We start from the raw sequence: 16,654 nt of genomic DNA on the forward strand, positions 1-16,654 counted from the left end.
CGATTATGTCTGGACAAACTTCAATTGAATATATCCAACACCATTTAACTTATCTTACAACAGGTGAAGGTTTTTGGACGTTTAATCTTGATACGTTTTTCTTCTCTGTGTTGTGCGGTTTCCTTTTCTTAGCTATTTTTCGTAAGGTGGCTAAAAAAGCAACAGCAGGTGTGCCGAGTAAACTACAATGTGCTGTTGAAATGGCTGTAGAATGGATTGATGGTGTGGTAAAAGAAAATTATCACGGTAAACGAGATGTGGTAGCTCCGTTGGCTTTAACCATTTTCGTATGGGTGATGATTATGAATACTATTGATTTGGTACCTGTGGATTATATTCCTCAGTTGTTTGCTATTATTACAGGTGATCATCACATTCCTGTACGAGCTGTACCGACTACGGATATGAATATGACATTTGCAATGTCGATTTCAGTATTTATATTGATCCTTTTTTATACGATTAAATCTAAGGGTATTAAAGGTCTCGCAAAAGAATACACTTTACACCCTTTTAATCATTGGGCATTTATCCCTGTTAATCTTCTTCTTGAATCCGTGACGTTGATCTCAAAGCCTGTTTCATTAGCACTTCGTTTATTCGGAAATATGTATGCTGGTGAGCTGATCTTTATTTTGATTGCCGTGATGTATTCAGCCAATGCGTTTGTGGCTGCACTGGGTGTGCCATTGCAGTTGGTGTGGGCGATTTTCCATATTTTGGTTATCGCATTACAAGCCTTCGTCTTTATGATGCTTACTGTGGTTTACCTGAGTATTGCATATAATAAAGCGGAACATTAATTTTTATTTTTTATTTAACAACTCAACTCTCAACAACGGAGAAAATTTATGGAAACTGTAATTAGTGCAACAATCATTGCTTCTGCGATTATGCTTGCTTTTGCTGCGTTAGGTACTGCGATTGGCTTTGGTCTTCTTGGCGGTAAATACCTTGAGTCTGCCGCTCGTCAGCCTGAATTAGCTAATTCACTACTTACTAAGATGTTTATTGTTGCAGGTCTTCTTGATGCGATTGCGATGATCGCGGTAGGTATCGGTTTATATTTCGCATTCGCAAATCCATTTGCTGCATTATTAGGTTAATAAACAACAAATTTCCTAATTAACGAAGGAGGTATGTTGTGAATATTAATGCAACATTAATTGGTCAAACCATCGCCTTTATTATTTTTGTATGGTTCTGTGTGAAATTTGTTTGGCCACCAATTATTAATGCGATTGAAACACGTCAAAGCCAAATTGCGAACGCTTTAGCGTCAGCTGAAGCAGCTAAAAAAGAGCAAGCAGATACGAAAAATCTTGTTGAACAAGAACTTTCAGCTGCAAAAGTACAAGCTCAAGACATTTTAGATGCAGCGAATAAACGTCGCAATGAAGTATTAGACGAAGTGAAAGCAGAAGCAGAAGAACTAAAAGCAAAAATTATTGCTCAAGGTTATGCAGAAGTAGAAGCAGAACGTAAACGTGTTCAAGAAGAATTACGTCTTAAAGTGGCTTCATTGGCAGTGGCTGGTGCTGAGAAAATTGTGGGTCGTTCTATTGATGAAGCGGCAAACAGTGACATTATTGATAAATTAGTTGCAGAGTTATAAGAGGCTTAGCTTATGTCAGAATTAACTACAATAGCTCGCCCTTATGCAAAAGCTGCATTCGACTTTGCCATTGAACAAAGTGCGGTCGAAAAATGGACTGAAATGTTAGGTTTTGCTGCAGCCGTAGCTGAAGATGAAACGGTAAAAGCTTACTTAAGTAGTTCTCTTTCTGCACAGAAATTAGCTGATACAGTAATTTCTATTTGTGGCGAACAATTGGATCAATATGGGCAAAATCTTATTCGGTTAATGGCTGAAAATAAGCGTTTGAGTGCTATTTCTGCGGTGTTTGAAGAATTTAAACATCACGTAGAGGAGCACCAAGCTATAGCAGAAGTTGAAGTAACATCTGCGCAACCATTGAATGCAACACAAATCGAAAAAATTGCAGCTGCAATGGAAAAAAGATTAGCTCGCAAAGTGAAATTAAATTGCAACGTGGATAACGCACTTATTGCTGGTGTGATTGTTCGTACTGAAGATTTTGTGATTGACGGAAGTAGCCGTGGGCAACTTACTCGTCTCGCAAACGAGTTGCAATTATAAGAGGAATACAAGATGCAACTAAATTCGACTGAAATTAGTGAATTGATTAAAAAACGCATCGCTCAATTCGACGTGGTCAGTGAAGCGCGTAATACAGGGACAATTGTTTCTGTAAGCGATGGTATTATTCGCATCCACGGTTTAAGCGATGTGATGCAAGGTGAAATGATCGCCTTACCAGGTAATCGTTATGCGATGGCACTTAACCTTGAACGTGATTCTGTTGGTGCTGTAGTTATGGGACCTTACGCAGATTTAGCGGAAGGTATGGAAGTTCAATGTACAGGTCGTATTCTTGAAGTACCAGTTGGTCGCGGTTTATTAGGTCGTGTAGTTAATACGCTTGGTCAACCAATCGATGGTAAAGGCGAAATTGAAAATGATGGTTTCTCACCAGTAGAAGTGATTGCACCAGGCGTTATCGATCGTCGTTCTGTTGATCAACCTGTTCAAACCGGTTATAAAGCTGTTGACTCAATGGTGCCAATCGGCCGTGGTCAACGTGAATTAATCATTGGTGACCGTCAAACAGGTAAAACTGCGTTAGCAATTGACGCTATTATTAACCAACGTAATTCTGGTATTAAATGTATCTATGTTGCGATTGGTCAAAAAGCCTCTACTATCGCAAACGTCGTGCGCAAATTAGAAGAACATGGTGCGCTAGCAAATACTATCGTGGTAGCCGCATCTGCATCTGAATCAGCAGCGTTACAATATTTAGCACCTTATGCTGGTTGCGCGATGGGTGAATATTTCCGTGATCGAGGTGAAGATGCGTTAATTGTTTATGATGATTTATCAAAACAAGCCGTAGCTTATCGTCAAATTTCATTATTATTACGTCGTCCACCAGGTCGTGAAGCCTATCCAGGTGATGTGTTCTATTTACATTCTCGTTTACTAGAACGTGCTTCTCGTGTAAACGAAGATTACGTAGAAAAATTCACTAAAGGTGAAGTGAAAGGAAAAACAGGTTCTTTAACCGCACTTCCTATTATTGAAACCCAAGCTGGTGACGTATCTGCGTTTGTTCCAACCAACGTAATTTCTATTACCGACGGTCAGATCTTCTTAGAATCTAACTTGTTTAACTCAGGTATTCGTCCTGCGGTAAACCCAGGTATTTCGGTATCTCGTGTTGGTGGTTCAGCGCAAACTAAAGTTATTAAGAAATTAGCGGGTGGTATTCGTACCGCGCTAGCTCAATATCGTGAATTAGCAGCGTTTGCACAGTTTGCATCAGATCTTGATGATGCGACTCGTAAGCAACTTTCTCACGGTGAAAAAGTAACTGAATTATTAAAACAAAAACAATTTGCTCCATTATCTGTTGCAGAACAAGCGGTTGTATTGTTTGCTGTTGAATTTGGTTATTTGGATGACGTGGAATTATCAAAAATTGCAAGTTTTGAGACCGCACTTTTAGATTATTCTAACCGTAATCACGCAGAGTTTATGCAAGAGCTTACTAAAACCGGTAACTATAATGACGAAATCAAAGATACATTAAAAGGTATTTTAGATAGTTTTAAAGCGAATAGTGCTTGGTAGTAACGGAGAGATAAGATGGCAGGTGCAAAAGAGATAAAAACCAAAATTGCCAGTGTACAAAGTACACAAAAAATTACTAAGGCAATGGAAATGGTGGCGACATCGAAAATGCGTAAAACGCAGGATCGTATGGCTGCATCTCGTCCGTATTCTGAAACTATCCGTAACGTTATTAGTCATGTGTCTAAAGCAAGTGTCGGTTATAAACATCCGTTCTTAGTTGAGCGTGAAGTGAAGAAAATCGGTATCTTGGTTATTTCAACAGATCGTGGTATGTGTGGTGGATTAAATGTTAATTTATTCAAAACCACACTTAACCAAATCAAAAATTGGAAAGAACAAAATATCTCTACAGATTTGGGCCTAATAGGTTCAAAAGGGATTAGTTTTTTCCGTTCCTTTGGATTTAATATCAAAGGTCAACTTTCTGGTTTAGGCGATACGCCCGCTCTAGAAGAATTAATTGGTGTCGCAAATACAATGTTTGATGCTTATCGTAATGGTGAAATTGATGCAGTTTATATTGCATACAATAAATTTGTTAATACGATGTCGCAAAAACCTGTTGTACAACAATTAGTTCCTTTACCAGAATCTAAAGACGATCATTTAAATGAAAGACAACAGACTTGGGATTATCTTTATGAACCAGAACCAAAAGTACTATTAGATAGTCTTTTAGTTCGTTATTTAGAATCCCAAATTTATCAAGCGGTTGTAGATAATTTAGCTTCAGAACAAGCGGCTCGAATGGTAGCAATGAAAGCAGCAACTGATAATGCAGGTAATTTAATTAATGATCTGCGGTTGGTGTATAACAAAGCTCGTCAAGCAAGTATCACAAATGAATTGAATGAAATCGTAGCCGGTGCGGCAGCGATTTAAGAAAAGAGGAACGGTAATGTCAGCAGGAAAAATTGTACAAATCATCGGTGCGGTGATTGACGTTGAATTTCCACAAGATGCAGTGCCAAAAGTTTACGATGCATTAAAAGTTGAATCAGGTTTAACACTTGAGGTGCAACAACAATTAGGTGGCGGTGTGGTACGTTGTATCGCATTAGGTGCTTCTGACGGTTTAAAACGTGGTTTAAAAGTAGAAAACACGAATGATCCGATTCAAGTACCGGTAGGCACAAAAACCCTTGGTCGTATTATGAATGTATTGGGTGAACCAATTGACGAACAAGGTCCAATCGGTGAAGAAGAGCGTTGGGCTATCCACCGTTCTGCACCAAGCTATGAAGAACAATCAAACAGTACGGAATTATTAGAAACTGGTATCAAAGTTATCGACTTAATTTGTCCATTTGCTAAAGGTGGTAAAGTTGGTTTATTCGGTGGTGCAGGTGTAGGTAAAACCGTAAATATGATGGAATTAATCCGTAACATCGCGATTGAGCACTCAGGTTACTCTGTATTTGCGGGTGTAGGTGAACGTACTCGTGAAGGTAACGACTTCTATCATGAAATGAAAGATTCTAACGTATTAGATAAAGTATCTTTGGTTTATGGTCAGATGAATGAGCCACCAGGTAACCGTTTACGTGTTGCGTTAACTGGTTTAACCATGGCAGAAAAATTCCGTGATGAAGGTCGTGATGTATTATTCTTTGTGGATAATATCTATCGTTATACCCTTGCTGGTACGGAAGTATCTGCGTTATTAGGCCGTATGCCATCTGCGGTAGGTTACCAACCAACATTAGCAGAAGAAATGGGTGTATTACAAGAACGTATTACATCAACCAAAACAGGTTCTATTACCTCTGTACAAGCGGTATATGTACCTGCGGATGACTTAACTGACCCATCTCCAGCAACAACTTTCGCACACTTAGACTCAACAGTTGTATTAAGTCGTCAAATTGCATCTTTAGGTATCTACCCAGCGGTTGACCCATTAGATTCAACTTCGCGTCAGTTAGACCCGCTTGTTGTTGGTCAAGAGCATTATGATATTGCTCGTGGTGTACAAGGTATTTTACAACGTTATAAAGAATTGAAAGATATTATCGCAATTCTTGGTATGGACGAATTATCTGAAGAAGATAAATTAGTGGTAGCACGTGCACGTAAAATTGAACGTTTCTTATCACAACCGTTCTTCGTTGCTGAAGTATTTAACGGTACTCCGGGTAAATATGTTCCATTAAAAGAAACCATTCGCGGCTTTAAAGGTATTTTAAGCGGTGATTACGACCATATCCCAGAACAAGCGTTCTATATGGTAGGTTCAATCGACGAAGCGCTAGAAAAAGCCAAAAATATGTAATCACTTCAAGTCATTTGAAGGAGAACAAAAATGGCGACATTTAATTTAACAATAGTAAGCGCAGAGCGAAAAATCTTTGAAGGTGAAGTAAAACAAATCCAAGCAACAGGTGTTGAGGGGGAATTAGGTATTCTCCCTGGACACACACCATTGCTAACGGCAATTAAGCCAGGGATTGTTAAATTTACCCTTCAAGATGGAAATGAAGAAGTTATCTATGTTTCCGGTGGTTTTTTAGAGGTTCAACCAAATGTTGTTACGGTACTAGCAGATGTTGCTATCCGTGGTAGTGAATTAGATGCTGATCGTATTCGCGAAGCAAAACGTAAAGCTGAAGAGAACATTGTATCTCATGCATCAGATGTAGATCATGATTTACTGGTTGCGAAACTTTCTAAAGAGTTAGCAAAACTTCGAGCTTACGAGTTGACTGAAAAACTCTTGAAAACAAGACGGTAATAAAAAGTGCGGTGAATTTTCACCGCACTTTTTGTTTATTTCCTTAAAGAAATTTTACATAGTTATTTCGCTTAAATTCAGGTCTAAATAATTCTTCTAGTTGCCCAAAATAGAGCAACAAATCCTGCTCTCCTGCTGCGTAGGGGGCTATTTCATAGACATCATAAATAAAATGTACACCTCTTGAATCTAAGTAAATATTGTTCGATAAATTAAAATTATCGGCTCCAATAACAGGTTCATATTCCTTATTGCTATTATTATATTGCTCCCATAAAAGCGTTTTTACTTTCGGTAAATCTTTTTCATTAAATAAATCATTTAATGTTAAAATATGGCGTGTAGTTAGATCAATCGTGAAATAGCGATTACCTTCTATCCCATGAGCACCACCTTCATAGTCATAAAAACTAATAACAAAGGTTGCAAGTTTTTCTTTTTGCCCAACAAAATCTGTCCACATAGAATGAGAAATACCAAAAGATGGTGTTTCTTTTACTTCTTTTTTGTCTTCCTCAAAAGCTGTTTGATAACGTGCTACAAATTGTTCACGAGAAATATTTTTCATTTCTTCGTTTTCAGTCAATTTTTTCCACAATAGATCATTAAGCCAATCAATATTGGTTTTTATTGTTGAAATTGAATACTCAATTTTGGTTTCTTCAGGCTGGTAATCTTCTTTCGATTTAGGATGTTTAATAATTTCAGATTGATTAAATATTTCATCATTTTCCACAAAAATTGCTGGGACTGTTTTTTCTATTTTCTCTTTTAATTTGGTATTTTCAGTACTGAGTTGTGCTACTGTTTGATTTAGTTGTTTTATTTTTTCTTCAGCATCTTTATCTTGGCAGCCTGTGAGTAATATGACAGAACTAATTAATGCAGCAATGAGCGTTTTTTTCATACTCTTTTCCTTTTTAAATCATAAATCAAAAACATTCTTATCGCGTAGAGTATGGTCATTGCCTTTGCGACGTAAAAATCCCATTCGGTCAAAATATTCCATCAGTTGAACGGTAAGTTTGCGCCCGAAATTCAATTTATCACGTACTTCATTTACGGATACTTTACCTTGTTCTTCTGCGATTTGTTTAATAAGTCTTGCATAAGCATAGATGGTTTCAGTTAAGAAAAATCTATCTTTTACGATTGGCGTGAGGTAACCAAGTTTCCCCGCTTTATACATAAAATTACGCATAATTGATTCATCAATAGCGAGCGCATTTGCCATATCGCGCACCCAAATTGCTTGACCGTTTGCTTTTTCAAACTCGTTTAATACATCTGTCCAACGTGATTTTTCTTCAGTATTAAACTGAATTTTATGCGTTGGTAGATGAATCCAGCCACGCGTTTGTTGTAATCGGCCATCATCAAGCATTTCATCGATAAAATGATGAATCAGATTTTCTGGCTGATTCAATGTTGCCATTCGATATAATCTGGCTTTGCTTACACCAAGTTGATCATTATGTTGCTCGTGATAAGTATCAAGTGCGGTTAAAATTTGCTGCGTTTTTTCTTGTTCGTAATTAGTATTAAAACACCAATCTTGATAGCGTACGGCATCCCGCTCGGCGAGTGCTTTATCTAATTGCAAGGAAGTCAGTTGTTCCGTCCACATTAATTGGCGTGCTGTTGTCGCATTATGTAGAAGGGTAAGCGCAATGCGTTGCGAAGCATTCTCTGCCAATGCTAAATTCGCTAGGAAATTTAACCGCACTTCAGTACGTTTATGACGTTTTGGCGAGTTAATTTCCAACACTCGTGCGCCAGCAATTAAGGTTTTTGTATCGCCACTGCGTAAAATAAGTTTGTCTCCAAAAGCCAAGAATAATGGTGAATCTAATATGATTTCAGCCAAAGTGCGGTCATTTTTAGCGGCATTTTTTCCCTGTAATAAGGTGAGCTTACCCGTAGTACGACTTGCTCCGTGATAAATATGCACAGGTTGGCTTTCATTTAATGGTACTTCAGCCAAAATTTGTATACTGATGCGATCTGTTGGTGGAAGAGGTTCATCCTGCAATAACCAATCACCTCGTTTCATTGGTGTGCGGTCTAAATCAGCATTTAAATTTAACGCTAAACGTTGCCCCGCAATACCTTGTTCGCTTGATGTATTTTGTGCGTGAATCGCTTTTACACGAACTTTCTGTCCTGTGGAAAGGTAAAGTTCATCATTTACTTTCACTGTTCCTGAAAAGGCTGTGCCTGTCACGACGGTACCCGCACCTTTTACACTAAATACTCGATCTATTGCGTAGCGGAATGGTTTTTGAGTATCAGCTAATTCAGGTAGATTAGCTAAGTAATGACGTAATTCATTAATTCCTTGTCCCGTTTCTGCTGAGGTAACAAAGTAGTTTACATCGCGTAAAAAACTGTAATCTTGTTTAATTGTTTGGATTAACGATTCTATTTGCTCTGAATTTGTACGATCTGCTTTTGTGATGACAACAATAATTTCGTGGAATTGAAGCTGGCGTAATATCGCTAAATGTTCTTTCGTTTGCGCTGCAACGCCTTCATCCGCAGCGACAATTAGCATTGCATAATGCACACCACCTAAGCCCGCTAGCATATTTGACAAGAATTTCTCGTGCCCCGGTACATCAATAAAACCAAGCACTTTGTTTTCTAACGGCAGATAGGCATACCCCAAATCAATGGTCATTCCGCGTTTTTTTTCTTCTGGTAAATGCGCGGTACTTGTGCCAGTTAATGCTTTTAATAATGCTGTTTTGCCGTGATCAACGTGACCTGAAGTAACAATAATCATAGTTCATCCAATGTATTTAATAATGTTTCAATATCTGCGAGGCTACGTAAATCTAGCCAAATTTTTCCGTTTTCCATTCGCCCAATAATAGGTTGAGAAAGTTGTTTAAGGCGAGCTGAAAGTGCGGAAAGTTTTACGTTTGTTTTTTCTGCAATCGTAACAGCTATGGAAGGGATTTTTTCCATCGGTTGTGAGCCACTACCGATTTGTGCTTGGCTAGCTTCAATTTGAATCTCAAATTGTGAATTTAAGCGAGATTCTAACCGCTCTTTTAGACGCATAGCATTTATTTTGAGTTGTTCTAATGATTGCGTGAGTAAGCGCAAAGTTGGTAACTTTTCAGTTAATTTTTCAGGATTTAAATATAAACGTAAAGTGGCTTCTAAGCCTGCTAAAATGACTTTATCGCAACGTAATGCACGCTTGAGAGGATGTGCTTGTAATTGTTTGATCCATTCTTTTTTACCCACGATAATGCCTGCTTGCACCCCACCAAGTAATTTATCGCCAGAGAAAGAGACCAAATCTACACCTTGTGCAATTTTTTCTTGCACGGTAGGTTCTTTTGGCAAGCCATATTGGCTTAAATCAATTAATGCGCCGCTGCCTAAATCCGTTACTACGGGCACATTCATTTCTCGGCCTAGTTCCGCAAGTTCTTCTTCTGAAACTGAAGAGGTAAAACCACAAATTTGATAATTGCTACTATGCACTTTCATTAAAAAAGCCGTATTTTCAGTGATAGCATTACGATAATCTTTCAGGTGAGTACGATTAGTGGTGCCCACTTCCACTAAATGGCATCCAGCTTGTTCCATTATATCTGGAATACGAAATGCACCGCCAATTTCAATTAATTCGCCACGAGAAATAATTACTTCTTTACCTTGAGCAAAGGTCGCTAACATTAACAATACCGCAGCAGCATTGTTATTCACTATACAGGCCTCTTCCGTACCTGTGAGTTTGCATAATAATTCGCTGATGTAATTATCGCGATGACTACGCTTACCTTCATCTAAATCATATTCAAGCGAAACATTTTTCTGCATCGCAGAGAGCGCTGCCTGTTGTGCTGCTTCAGACCAAAGTGCCCGCCCAAGATTTGTGTGCAACACCGTACCAGTCAGATTATGCACCGCTTTGATTTGTACTTGATTTTGTTTTTGTAGGCGAGAATGAATTTCTACAAAAATGCGGTCAAAATTAGAAAAATATTCAGGAAGTTGATTATTTTTTTGAATAAATTGACGAGCTTGCGTTAATAATTCTCGACACATTGCCACGACTGCTGTGTGACCAAATTCGGTAATAAGTTGTAAGCCTTGAGGTGTTTTGAGAATTTTGTCAACGGAAGGAAGTTGTTGAAAAAGTGCGGTCATTTTTGAATCCGTTTAAAATAACGTTGAATTGCCGATTAATTTACGCTAAAGTAACTGCAATTTCAACCACGGAGGGGCGTCATCTCCGGTGAGGTGGCAGGATTTCAAATCCTGTTGAGGACGCCAGCGTTCTTGGGTGGGTTCGACTCCCATTCCCCTCCGCCAATTCTATATATTTCATTTTTATCATTTCTATTGTCTATAAAAATAAGAGCGGTCAAAACCGTTTTTAATTTTGACCGCTCTTTTCGATTAATACTCGATTATTTTGCCGGAATGTCGGCTAATACTTTTGTCAATAAATCCCAATAGGTTTGTACCGTTGCAATTTCCACTTTCTCATCTGGTGAGTGAGCATTTCGGATTGTTGGCCCGATAGAAATCATTTCTATGTGTGGATAATGTTCTTTTAAAAGCCCACATTCTAATCCTGCGTGAATGACTTTCACTACAGGTTGATCGCCTAGCACTTCAGCATAATGTTTGCGAGTAACGTCTAAGATAGTTGAGTCATTTACAGGTTGCCAGCCTGGATAAGGCGCAGAAAACTCAACTTTTGCATTTGCTAAGATTGCAAGTGAGCTGAGCATTTCAGTCACGTAATATTTACCGCTTTCAATTAATGAGCGAACTAAAATGGTGCTTTTTACAACATTACCTTCTGTTTTCAATACGCCAACGCTTAATGAGCTTTCTACAACATTTTTAACTACATCACTATTGCGGATTACGCCGTTTGGCAATACGTTGAGTGCGTTAATTACTGTTTGAGTACTTTGTGCGGTGAATACGGCAGGGGCTTTTTCTGCTGATTCTACAAAAAGTGTGAAATTAGGTTCTGCAATTGCTAATTCTTCTTTAAGAACAACCGCTAGATTTTCTACCGCGCTTTCTATGGCTTTTACATCACCATTAAAGGCTAATACGGCTACAGCTTCTCGAGGAATTGCATTACGAATTGAGCCACCACGAATTTCAGAGAGAGCAAAGTGCGGTTCATTTTGAGAGAGTTTTGCTAATACTCGAGCTAACACTTTGATTGCATTAGCACGCCCTGTATGGATATCGCCACCAGAGTGACCGCCACGTAAACCTTTAAGGGTAATTTGTGCGCAGTGCTCAAACGTATTAGTTTCATATTGAACTGGAATTTCAAAGTTTGCGTTAATGCCACCCGCACAACCAATGTAAATTTCGCCAATTTCTTCGGTATCTGTATTGATTAAAATCTCAGATTGTAACCAGTTATGACGTAAGCCTTTTGCGCCATCCATTCCCGTTTCTTCTGTCATTGTTAAAAGCACTTCAAGAGGTGGATGAGCTAAATCATTGCTTTCTAACACCGCTAAAGTAGAGGCTAAACCGATACCATTGTCAGATCCTAACGTTGTACCTCGTGCTTTCACCCATTCCCCGTCAATATAAGGTTGAATCGGATCTTTGGTAAAATCATGTGAGTTGCCTTCATTAGCCTGTGGCACCATATCTAAGTGCGCTTGTAGAACAACAGGTGTATGATTTTCCATTCCTTTTGTTGCGGGTTTACGAATGAGGACATTCCCCACTTCATCGCGTTCAACAAAAAAATGATTTTCTTTCGCCCAATTTACAATAAAGTTAGCTAACGCATCTTCATGATGAGAAGGGTGAGGGATTGCACAGATTTGATCGAACCATTTCCACAGTAATGCTGGTTTAAGTGTTGTAATTTCAGACATAGTCACTCCTTTTTACTGAAAAATTTCATGAAATAATAGCATAAAACGCCATTTCGGGTTATCCTTACGCAATTTTTATTTATCGATAAATTTCTAAGGTGCAATTATGAGCGAAAAATATGTGGTGACTTGGGATATGTTCCAAATGCATGCCCGTAAATTATCTGAACGTTTACTTCCGGCTTCTCAATGGAAAGGTATTATTGCGGTAAGTCGTGGTGGTTTATTTCCAGCGGCTGTTTTGGCTCGTGAGTTAGGTCTTCGCCATATTGAGACTGTTTGTATCGCAAGTTATCACGATCATAACAATCAAGGTGAATTACAAGTTCTTCATGCAGCTCAAGTACCAAATGGTGGTGAAGGGTTTATCGTGGTAGATGATTTAGTTGATACGGGTAATACAGCGCGTGCGATTCGTCAAATGTACCCTAATGCAAAATTTGTGACGGTATTTGCAAAACCTGCAGGTGCAGAATTAGTAGATGATTATGTGATTGATATTCCACAAAATACTTGGATTGAGCAACCTTGGGATTTAGGTTTAACCTTTGTTCCACCTCTATCTAGAAAATAATTTTTATACAGATACAGAATAAAAGAGCGGTCAAAATAAAAGAAGTTTTGACCGCTCTTTTGTATGAGAATTAATTTATAAATTATTCTTCATCTTCTTTTGCCCATTCTAATGAGCGTTTAACTGCTTTTTTCCAGCCTTTGTAGCGACGTTCGCGTTTTTCATTGTCGCTGTCTGGACTAAAGGTGCGTTCTACACGGGCTTTATCGCGAAGCTCGTCTAAATCTTTCCAGAAGCCCGTTGCTAAACCAGCAAGATAAGCGGCACCTAGAGCGGTTACTTCTTTCACAACTGGGCGCTCAACATTTACATCTAAAATATCAGCTTGGAATTGCATTAAGAAGTTATTGTTTGTCGCGCCACCATCCACACGGAGATATTGTAAGCGTTCACCAGAATCTGATTGCATAGCCTCTAAGACATCGCGGGTTTGGTAAGCAATAGATTCTAAGGTGGCTCGAACAATATGATTACGGTTTGCACCGCGAGAAAGGCCAAAAATCGCACCGCGCGCATATGGATCCCAATATGGTGCACCTAAGCCCGTGAAAGCAGGAACAACATATACGCCATTACTATCAGTCACTTTTTGCGCGAAGTATTCAGAGTCAAAACTATCGTGAACAATTTTGAGTTCATCACGGAGCCATTGGATTGATGCACCAGCGATAAATACAGAACCTTCTAAGGCATATTCTGGTTCGCCTTTTGCATTACAAGCAATGGTTGTGAGAAGTCCATTTTGGGATGTAATGGCTTTGTTACCTGTGTGGAGCAACATAAAGCAACCTGTGCCGTAAGTGTTTTTGGCTTGGCCCGCATGTACGCAAAGATGTCCGTAAAGAGCGGCTTGTTGGTCACCTGCAATCCCCGCAACAGGAATACGAACACCGCCTTTACCACCGATATTGGTTTGGCCGTAAATTTCAGAAGAGTTGCGTACTTCAGGTAACATTGAACGTGGAATATTCAAGATTTCAAGCATCTTGTCGTCCCATTGTTTGGTATGAATGTTGAATAACATGGTACGAGATGCATTGGTGTAATCGGTTACGTGCACTCGGCCTTGAGTCAGTTTCCAGACAAGCCAAGTATCAACGGTACCAAATAATAATTCGCCTCGTTCTGCTTTTTCTCTAGCACCTTCAACGTTATCCAAAATCCATTTTACTTTTGTACCAGAGAAGTAAGGGTCAACCACTAAGCCAGTGGTATTACGAATGTATTCTTCATGACCATCGGCTTTTAATTTATCAGTAATGTCTGCTGTACGGCGACATTGCCATACGATTGCGTTGTAAACAGGCGTACCAGTAGCTTTTTCCCATACAATGGTGGTTTCACGTTGGTTGGTGATACCGATAGCGGCAATTTCATCAGATGTAATGCCTGCTTTGGCAACGACTTCGTTTAAGGTTGAGCTTTGAGTTGCCCAAATTTCCATTGGGTTATGTTCTACCCAGCCGGCTCTAGGGTAGATTTGGGTAAATTCACGTTGTGCAATTTCAACCACATTCGCATTATGATCTAATAATACTGCGCGAGAGCTTGTTGTGCCTTGGTCTAATGCAATGATATATTTTTTGTCTGTCATAGTATTACTCCTTCAAATAATTATTCGCAGCCGCAATTACAAGGTAAATTGCCGCCAATTGCTTTTTTGTATAACCATGCACCAGCTAATGCGCCTAAAACAGGTGCAACCATTGGAACGATAAAATAAGGAATTTCTCGTCCGCCAGTTAGAGCGAGTTCGCCCCAGCCAGCGAGATAAGCAAAGAATTTTGGTCCGAAGTCACGTGCTGGATTCATGGCAAAACCTGTTAAAGGGCCCATAGCACCACCAAGAACTGCGATTAATACACCAATTAATAATGGGGCAAGTGGACCACGAGGTACACCGTTTCCATCGTCAGTTAATGCCATAATTAATGCCATAAGAATCGCAGTAATCACAAATTCCACAGCAAAGGCTCCACCAATGCTTAAACTTGGATGAGGATAAGTGGAGAATGTACCCGCAAGGCTTAAACTTTCTTGTGTACCACGAACAATGTTGTGGGCTGTTTCATAATCGATAAAAACATTACGGTATAAGGCATAAACTAATGCTGCAGCAAAGAATGCGCCTAGCATTTGTGAAATGATGTAAGGAATTACTTTTTTGCCGTCAAAGCAAGCAAATTTCCAAAGGGCAATGGTTACTGCTGGGTTTAAATGTGCGCCAGATAAACCGGCTGTTGCATATACTGCAAGTGCAACGCCCATTCCCCACATAATGCTGATTTCCCACAAGCCAAAACTAGCGCCTGCTACTTTTAGTGCTGCAACGCAGCCCACACCAAAGAAAATCAATAAGGCTGTACCTAAAAACTCGCCAATACAGTTCGCTTTTAATGATTTATCCATAGATCACTCCTTAGAAATGCGGTTGAAATGAAGAGTGTTTTCCCTAAATAAAGGGGAAGAAGAATTTATTAAGAAAGAATACGGAGTGTTTTGAAATAGCCTCCTTATTTGTATTCTAGGTTAGAACACCTAGATTGATTATGATGTTACTCTGTTAGAGTAGAATTTTGGCTTCTACGATATAGAAACCTATTTAACCGTGGGTATGTTTACCCACGGTTATGAGGGATATTATTTTTTCCCTTTTAAGAATTCCACGCCAGTATCTGGGAAATCAGTAAATACGCCTGTTGCACCTGATTTATTCAATAATGCATCGTACATTTGATTTACGTCTGTGAAGAATTCTGGCAATGCGTCTTTACGCACAGTATATGGATGAAGTTCAACTTTGTATTGAGCAAGCTCTTTTACTAATGGTGTGTATACAATGTTGCCTGGTTTAGATTGTTGTTTATCTACTAACATATACCAACCTGGACCAACACCATCAGCATATTTCACCACTTCTGCCATTGCACCTGGTTTAAACATCCAGTCGTAATCATAGTTTACCCATTTACCTTTCGCATCTTTTTCTTGCGTTTCTTTCCAATCCGTATAAGCCACTAATTGAACTAGTTTCAAATCCATGCCCATTTTTGGAAGTAATTCTGTTTTGATACGTTTTAATTCATTAAAGTCGAAAGTTTGTAAGTAAACCATATCGGTTTTCTTATCATAGCCATATTTTTTCAACACTTTGAGCGTTTCAGCGGCAATATCTTTACCATTTTGATGGTGGAACCAAGGTGCTTTGATTTCTGGATAAATCCCTACCTTTTTGCCAGTCGATTTTTCTAAGCCTTGGATAAATTCAATTTCATCTTCAAAGGTGTGAATTCTGAAGTGTGATTTCCAAAGTGGGAAACGACCAGGATAAACTTGTGCTTGTTTGCCATCTTTGGTTTCAAAGTTTTCTGTCATTTCTAAACTTTGAATTTCTTTTAAGGTAAAGTCGATGACATAGTAACGACCATCTTTACGGTGACGATGTGGGAATTTTTTCGCTACATCAGTCAAGCCATCTAAAAAGTGATCGTGAATAACCACTAAACGACCATCTTTAGTCATGGCTAAATCTTGCTCTAAATAATCAGCATGTTGTGCAAAGGCAAGAGCTTTAGATTCTAAAGTATGCTCTGGTAAATAACCGCTAGCACCACGGTGAGCAATAATGATTTTGTCTGATTTCATTTGGGTGTTTGCCATGCTTGATGAATGGCTGCTGCAACCGGCAAGTACGCCAGCTGCTAATAAAGAAAGGGCTAAGGTTTTGAGTTTCATGGTGTGTTCTC

16 protein-coding genes and 1 tRNA gene are annotated in these 16,654 nt (G+C 39.0%); 10 read left to right on the forward strand and 7 right to left on the reverse strand.

The annotated features are described in order from the left end of the window. Window positions 1–5: 5 nt before the first annotated feature. Genes atpB through HMPREF9096_RS08130 form a run of 8 tightly spaced genes read left to right on the forward strand, consistent with a single transcriptional unit; the run spans window position 6 to window position 6,449 of the window. The gene (gene atpB, locus HMPREF9096_RS08165; RefSeq protein WP_009499666.1) at window positions 6–803 is read left to right on the forward strand and encodes a F0F1 ATP synthase subunit A; all 798 of its coding nucleotides are present in this window, start codon (window positions 6–8) and stop codon (window positions 801–803) included. A gap of 48 nt (window positions 804–851) precedes the next feature. After that, window positions 852–1,106, forward strand: a complete 255-nt coding sequence (atpE, locus tag HMPREF9096_RS08160) for a F0F1 ATP synthase subunit C (protein ID WP_005632219.1) — start codon at window positions 852–854, stop codon at window positions 1,104–1,106. 38 nt (window positions 1,107–1,144) lie between these two features. Continuing rightward, window positions 1,145–1,615, forward strand: coding sequence for a F0F1 ATP synthase subunit B (gene atpF / locus HMPREF9096_RS08155; RefSeq protein ID WP_009499667.1), 471 nt, complete (start codon window positions 1,145–1,147; stop codon window positions 1,613–1,615). 12 nt (window positions 1,616–1,627) lie between these two features. Further along, window positions 1,628–2,161 (forward strand): F0F1 ATP synthase subunit delta, encoded by a 534-nt coding sequence (atpH, locus tag HMPREF9096_RS08150; protein ID WP_009499668.1) that lies wholly within the window; start codon window positions 1,628–1,630, stop codon window positions 2,159–2,161. A 12-nt stretch (window positions 2,162–2,173) separates the two neighbouring features. Beyond that, window positions 2,174–3,715 (forward strand): F0F1 ATP synthase subunit alpha, encoded by a 1,542-nt coding sequence (atpA, locus tag HMPREF9096_RS08145; RefSeq protein ID WP_005629241.1) that lies wholly within the window; start codon window positions 2,174–2,176, stop codon window positions 3,713–3,715. A 15-nt stretch (window positions 3,716–3,730) separates the two neighbouring features. Then, window positions 3,731–4,600 (forward strand): F0F1 ATP synthase subunit gamma, encoded by an 870-nt coding sequence (atpG, locus tag HMPREF9096_RS08140; RefSeq protein ID WP_005632226.1) that lies wholly within the window; start codon window positions 3,731–3,733, stop codon window positions 4,598–4,600. 16 nt (window positions 4,601–4,616) lie between these two features. Continuing rightward, entirely contained in the window at window positions 4,617–5,990 is a 1,374-nt protein-coding gene (gene atpD / locus HMPREF9096_RS08135; RefSeq protein ID WP_005629235.1) for a F0F1 ATP synthase subunit beta, read from the forward strand. A 30-nt stretch (window positions 5,991–6,020) separates the two neighbouring features. Further along, complete coding sequence (locus HMPREF9096_RS08130) at window positions 6,021–6,449, forward strand: F0F1 ATP synthase subunit epsilon (RefSeq protein WP_009499669.1); 429 nt, start codon at window positions 6,021–6,023, stop codon at window positions 6,447–6,449. 43 nt (window positions 6,450–6,492) lie between these two features. Here HMPREF9096_RS08130 and HMPREF9096_RS08125 read toward each other — a convergent pair whose 3' ends face one another. From HMPREF9096_RS08125 to selA, 3 genes are read right to left on the reverse strand one after another with little or no spacing between them, the layout of a single operon-like run. Further along, on the reverse strand, window positions 6,493–7,356 hold the full coding sequence (locus HMPREF9096_RS08125; protein ID WP_009499670.1) for an RsiV family protein: 864 nt from the start codon (window positions 7,354–7,356) through the stop codon (window positions 6,493–6,495). A gap of 18 nt (window positions 7,357–7,374) precedes the next feature. Then, window positions 7,375–9,234 carry a selenocysteine-specific translation elongation factor gene (gene selB / locus HMPREF9096_RS08120; RefSeq protein WP_009499671.1) on the reverse strand — a complete coding sequence of 620 codons (1,860 nt, stop codon included), beginning with the start codon at window positions 9,232–9,234 and terminating at the stop codon, window positions 7,375–7,377. After that, window positions 9,231–10,616, reverse strand: coding sequence for an L-seryl-tRNA(Sec) selenium transferase (gene selA, locus HMPREF9096_RS08115; RefSeq protein WP_009499672.1), 1,386 nt, complete (start codon window positions 10,614–10,616; stop codon window positions 9,231–9,233). The genes selB and selA overlap by 4 nt, the downstream gene beginning before the upstream one ends. Window positions 10,617–10,686: 70 nt before the next feature. On the opposite strand from selA, the gene HMPREF9096_RS0108645 reads away from it, so the two are divergent. Beyond that, window positions 10,687–10,781: transfer RNA gene (locus tag HMPREF9096_RS0108645), tRNA-Sec, on the forward strand. 98 nt (window positions 10,782–10,879) lie between these two features. Here HMPREF9096_RS0108645 and HMPREF9096_RS08110 read toward each other — a convergent pair. After that, window positions 10,880–12,334 carry an aminoacyl-histidine dipeptidase gene (locus HMPREF9096_RS08110; protein WP_009499673.1) on the reverse strand — a complete coding sequence of 485 codons (1,455 nt, stop codon included), beginning with the start codon at window positions 12,332–12,334 and terminating at the stop codon, window positions 10,880–10,882. A 106-nt stretch (window positions 12,335–12,440) separates the two neighbouring features. On the opposite strand from HMPREF9096_RS08110, the gene gpt reads away from it, so the two are divergent. Further along, a complete protein-coding gene (gene gpt / locus HMPREF9096_RS08105) occupies window positions 12,441–12,908 on the forward strand; it encodes a xanthine phosphoribosyltransferase (protein ID WP_005632242.1) in 468 nt (155 codons plus the stop codon). Window positions 12,909–12,990: 82 nt separating this feature from the next. Here the strand turns inward: gpt and glpK are convergent, their stop codons facing one another. From glpK to glpQ, 3 genes are all read right to left on the reverse strand, one after another. Next, window positions 12,991–14,502, reverse strand: coding sequence for a glycerol kinase GlpK (glpK, locus tag HMPREF9096_RS08100; RefSeq protein ID WP_009499675.1), 1,512 nt, complete (start codon window positions 14,500–14,502; stop codon window positions 12,991–12,993). 20 nt (window positions 14,503–14,522) lie between these two features. Next, window positions 14,523–15,317 carry an MIP/aquaporin family protein gene (locus HMPREF9096_RS08095; protein WP_009499676.1) on the reverse strand — a complete coding sequence of 265 codons (795 nt, stop codon included), beginning with the start codon at window positions 15,315–15,317 and terminating at the stop codon, window positions 14,523–14,525. 231 nt (window positions 15,318–15,548) lie between these two features. Further along, entirely contained in the window at window positions 15,549–16,643 is a 1,095-nt protein-coding gene (gene glpQ / locus HMPREF9096_RS08090; protein ID WP_032803219.1) for a glycerophosphodiester phosphodiesterase, read from the reverse strand. Window positions 16,644–16,654: the final 11 nt, after the last annotated feature.

This window comes from Haemophilus sp. oral taxon 851 str. F0397 (assembly GCF_000242295.1).
In the GTDB taxonomy this organism is placed as follows: domain Bacteria; phylum Pseudomonadota; class Gammaproteobacteria; order Enterobacterales; family Pasteurellaceae; genus Haemophilus.